The organism is Fusobacterium varium (assembly GCA_021531615.1).
Lineage (GTDB): Bacteria > Fusobacteriota > Fusobacteriia > Fusobacteriales > Fusobacteriaceae > Fusobacterium_A > Fusobacterium_A varium_C.
Genome location: JADYUE010000110.1, coordinates 1 through 308 on the forward strand (window position 1 = coordinate 1; position 308 = coordinate 308).

The 308-nt window shown below is 24.0% G+C and carries 1 protein-coding gene; it reads right to left on the minus strand.

Going from position 1 to position 308, the window contains the following annotated elements:
• A partial coding sequence (locus tag I6E31_12545; protein MCF2640785.1) for a transposase occupies positions 1-308 on the minus strand: 308 nt, incomplete at both ends.

Consider the following 308-nt stretch of genomic DNA (forward strand, 5'->3'; position numbering starts at 1 on the left):
TTAAATTTAGGAATAATTCTAATCTCTTTAATCTTTTTATCAAGTAAAATAGGTGGAATTTTAATTGAAATCTTTTTATGCTTCTTTTTAAAAGAATTAGAGTATGGAATTACAAGAGTATCTTCATTAAGTCTAACAAAACCAATAACAAGAGTAGTAGAACTGTTCTTAGGAAGATAACTAGGAAGTTTAATTTTCTCTTTATACTCTCCTTTATTTTTCTTTTTTAGAAGACTAAAAAAAGACTTAAAAGAACCATCAACTTCTTTAAGAATCTGTTGTGACATATTAGAATTAAGAGTTTTATA